Raw genomic sequence first — 3,918 nt, forward strand, 5'->3', positions numbered from 1 at the left:
TACTTTTGGTGCCTTTTCAAAAGTGACCCGCCGGAGGGGCGGAAAGGTGAATCGGCGCCACCCGAAATAATGGATCTGCCCACCCTCCCAATGCCAAACCCCACGAATCCAACAAACCCAGCGAACCAACCAAGCGCGAACCCCAAAGCAGTAAGAAGATCAGAGGCAGACCGCTGCGTCGCTTTTGATTCCGCCGGAGGCGTAGTAGCTGCCAGGGTGGCGCTCCACCTTGTCCCGCGATCTGCCTCGCAGCGGTAGCAAAATCAGACGACCCGGTTGTACCTGACACACCGCATGCACAGGATTTGCTGCCGGTCCCCGTCAGATCGCGGGACAAGCCACGCTCCTACACGGTTATGCAGGGCTGACCAATCCTCCTTCCTGGCAGGACGCAGAACCCGCCGTTTGTTGGTTCCTCACCTCTCCCTTCGTGCATTACGCACGATGCCAAGTGTTCAATCGTGCAGCTTGCGTGTAAGACGTGTCTTTCACTTTTGACTAACTGATTGATTTATATACATTTTATTGTGTAAAAAAAGCTGGCACACAGGCTGCAATGTCTCCATGCAACAAAGGTCTGCACCGTCGGCCAACAAGATTCCCGGAGCCAGCTGAATGAACACTCAACCACTCGCCAAACTTCGCATTTCCCCTCTGCACGTGCAGCAAGGTCTGTTTGCCAGTTTGGCGCTGATGGTCACGTTGATCATCGTTCAGCAGTTCAATCACTGGAATCAGGATCATGAGGTGACTCAAATCCAGCCCATCTACACCCACAGCGCCCCATTTGCGAAAGCGAGTGCGCTGAAGGCCTCCGATGTGGCGCTGAGCCTGCAGCCGGTTGAGGACGCAGCATCGGCTGTGGATCAAGCGCCGCGCCAACAGAGTTGGGTTTTCTGATTAAAGCGATCAGAGACACGATCTACCTGGAGGGTCGAACCCGACACTTCCTCGTAGCAAGAATTTAAAAACGGTAAGGAGAATCACCATGTTGAGTTGGGCTATCACTTTTCTGATCATCGCCATTGTTGCAGCGGTTCTGGGCTTCGGTGGTATCGCAGGCACTGCAACGGGTATCGCCAAGATTCTCTTCGTCGTCTTCCTGGTGATGTTTGTCGTGTCGTTCTTCTTCGGTCGTCGCGGTCGGGGTTAACCATGGTTCGTGCGCATTTGCATGCGTTGACGCTGGCGCTCCTGACGAGTGCCAGCGCCATGGCGATGGCATCGAACGACGGTCAGACCCGGGTTAACGAGCTGTTGAGCTCGGACCCGGAATATCGTCAGACCTGGTCGGGCGTTGTGAAGAAAGAAGAGCGGTTACCCGATTGGGTGATCAATCTGTCCGGTGCCTCCGAGCAGATGAACGCGGTGACCGAGGATGGCGACGACTACCTGGTAGGGCCTCTCTGCGAAACCCAGGACACCTGTCGCAACAAACGGCTCATTGTGGCGTTCAGCCTCGACAAGTCGCATGCCTATGCAATGTTGGTGGAGGTGCCGGCAGGGCTGCCAGCGGACAAATCCCCGACACGGCATGCCGACTACCGGTTTCTCGGCAAGCCTGACGAAGGCATGCAGGGACTGCTGAAAGAGCAGTTGAAGAAAGACCCAAACTGGTACTGATTCAAATGAAGGAAGACCGAATCAAACTGAGTCTTCCCGAAAGCCGCTTGATCCCGAGGAAGGATCGGGCGTGACCAAGGGGCCGGGACGTTCTGACCAAAGGAATGGTGGGAGCGACCCAGGTGCACAGGGAGTGCTCCCATCCGTGGGCCGGGTCAGGTAAGCCGCAACGCAAGTCCATTGTCAGATCTGCCCTCTCGCTGCGATCCGATCATGGACTTGCGACGCGCAAACGTCAGGCTCGGTTTTGCTGGGCATTTTCGGCGGTTCCCCCTCCTGTTATTTTTCCTACATATCCCCTTCGTTTTTTCCTACGACCGTATATCGGCGAAAAATCCCCGCCATGTCCGCTCTTCCGCAGGTGACTGATTTGTCACTTGCATCGCCATTTTTGTCCTCCCCTTCGCTGCAGGCGACGTTTTAGCCAGCCCCGAGCACAAAACCGTATCTTGAAAATGTCAGAATTTGAGGTGACTCAGGGTAAGTCTTTGATTTTCCTCATACCGATTCGGCATGAGGTAGGCATTTACGGCATTAGACGCCCAAGGCTTCCATGGGAATAGTTGCGCCCTTTTTCGCCTGCCAAGAGCTCGGACGCTCGCTTGCGGTGACCTTATGGACAGCTCTCAGGGCATCCGCGCCTCGATGTTGCTCTGCAAGAGCGACCTCGGAAGCGTCGGTCGAGAAATGTCCACGCCAACTACAACAAGGGTAATGACATGAAGAAGGCAAAACTGAGCCTCGCCTGGCAGATCCTCATCGGCTTGGTGTTGGGTGTTGCACTGGGCGCGTTGCTCAACCACTTCAGTGCTGAAAAAGCCTGGTGGATCAGCAATATCCTTCAGCCAGCGGGCGATATCTTCATCCGCCTGATCAAGATGATCGTCATTCCTATCGTGATCTCGTCGCTGGTTGTCGGCATCGCAGGTGTGGGTGACGCCAAAAAACTCGGTCGCATCGGCTTGAAGACGATTCTGTACTTCGAAATCGTCACCACCATTGCCATTGTCGTCGGGCTGTTACTGGCGAACGTGTTTCACCCAGGCACCGGCATCGACATGAGCACACTGGGCACCGTGGACATCTCCCAATATGAGAAAACCACTGCCGAAGTTCAGCACGATCACGCTTTCATCGCCACGATCCTCAACCTCATCCCGTCGAACATCTTCGCGGCGGTCGCACGTGGCGACATGCTGCCGATCATTTTCTTCTCGGTGTTCTTCGGGTTGGGGCTGTCGACCCTCAACGCCGAAGTACGTGAGCCGCTGGTCAAGGTGTTCCAGGGCGTATCGGAAACCATGTTCAAGGTCACTCACATGATCATGAACTACGCGCCGATCGGTGTGTTCGCGCTGATCGCCGTGACCGTCGCCAACTTCGGTTTTGCCTCGCTGTTGCCGTTGGCCAAGCTGGTGATCCTGGTTTATGTGGCTATCGCGTTCTTCGCGTTCGTGGTGTTGGGTCTGATCGCCCGTCTGTTCGGCTTCTCCGTGCTCAAGCTGATGCGCATCTTCAAGGATGAGCTGGTGCTGGCCTACTCCACCGCGAGCTCCGAAACCGTGCTGCCCCGCGTGATCGAGAAGATGGAGGCCTACGGCGCGCCAAAAGCCATCAGCAGCTTTGTGGTGCCGACCGGCTACTCCTTCAATCTGGACGGTTCGACGCTGTACCAAAGCATCGCCGCGTTGTTCATCGCGCAGTTGTATGGCATCGACATGCCGATCAGCCAGCAATTGATGTTGGTATTGACGCTGATGGTCACGTCCAAAGGCATTGCTGGCGTGCCGGGTGTTTCCTTCGTAGTGCTGCTGGCGACACTGGGCAGCGTCGGCATTCCGCTGGAAGGCCTGGCGTTCATTGCGGGCGTCGACCGGATCATGGACATGGCGCGTACCGCACTGAACGTGATCGGTAACGCCTTGGCCGTGCTGGTCATTGCGCGCTGGGAAGGCATGTACGACGACGCCAAGGGCGAGCGCTACTGGAACTCGCTGCCGCATTGGCGCAGCAAGCAATCCTTGCCTGTCGGTCAGTCGACGGTCGATTGATCGCTGAGTAGCGGCAAACACACAAACCCTGGCCCTGGCTGGGGTTTGTTGTTTTAGGCATATGAACTGTAGAAGCGCGCTTGCACCTGATGGCTGGGCAGCGCTGCACAACTTTGTAGGAGCGTGGCTTGTCCCGCGATCTGCCGGGGACCGGCAGCAAAACCGGTGCATGCGGAGTGTCAGGCATAACCGGGTCGCCTGACTTTGCTGCCGCTTCGCGCCAGATCGCGGGACAAGCCACGCT

General features: G+C 56.5%; 4 protein-coding genes. All 4 read left to right on the forward strand.

The window, feature by feature from the left end; all coding sequences use genetic code 11:
• Positions 1–615 precede the first annotated feature (615 nt).
• The 4 genes from BMY73_RS27635 (at position 616) to gltP (ending at position 3,674) form a co-directional block, all read left to right on the forward strand.
• Entirely contained in the window at positions 616–900 is a 285-nt protein-coding gene (locus BMY73_RS27635) for a hypothetical protein (protein WP_062386460.1), read from the forward strand.
• Between the two features lie 88 nt (positions 901–988).
• Positions 989–1,153: a DUF1328 domain-containing protein gene (locus BMY73_RS27640; RefSeq protein WP_002555679.1), complete on the forward strand. Its 165-nt coding sequence runs from the start codon at positions 989–991 to the stop codon at positions 1,151–1,153.
• A 2-nt stretch (positions 1,154–1,155) separates the two neighbouring features.
• A complete protein-coding gene (locus BMY73_RS27645; RefSeq protein ID WP_062386463.1) occupies positions 1,156–1,623 on the forward strand; it encodes an inhibitor of vertebrate lysozyme family protein in 468 nt (155 codons plus the stop codon).
• A gap of 719 nt (positions 1,624–2,342) precedes the next feature.
• Positions 2,343–3,674, forward strand: a complete 1,332-nt coding sequence (gene gltP / locus BMY73_RS27650; protein ID WP_092411102.1) for a glutamate/aspartate:proton symporter GltP — start codon at positions 2,343–2,345, stop codon at positions 3,672–3,674.
• Positions 3,675–3,918 lie beyond the last annotated feature (244 nt).

It is taken from the genome of Pseudomonas sp. NFACC02 (assembly GCF_900110765.1).
GTDB lineage: Bacteria > Pseudomonadota > Gammaproteobacteria > Pseudomonadales > Pseudomonadaceae > Aquipseudomonas.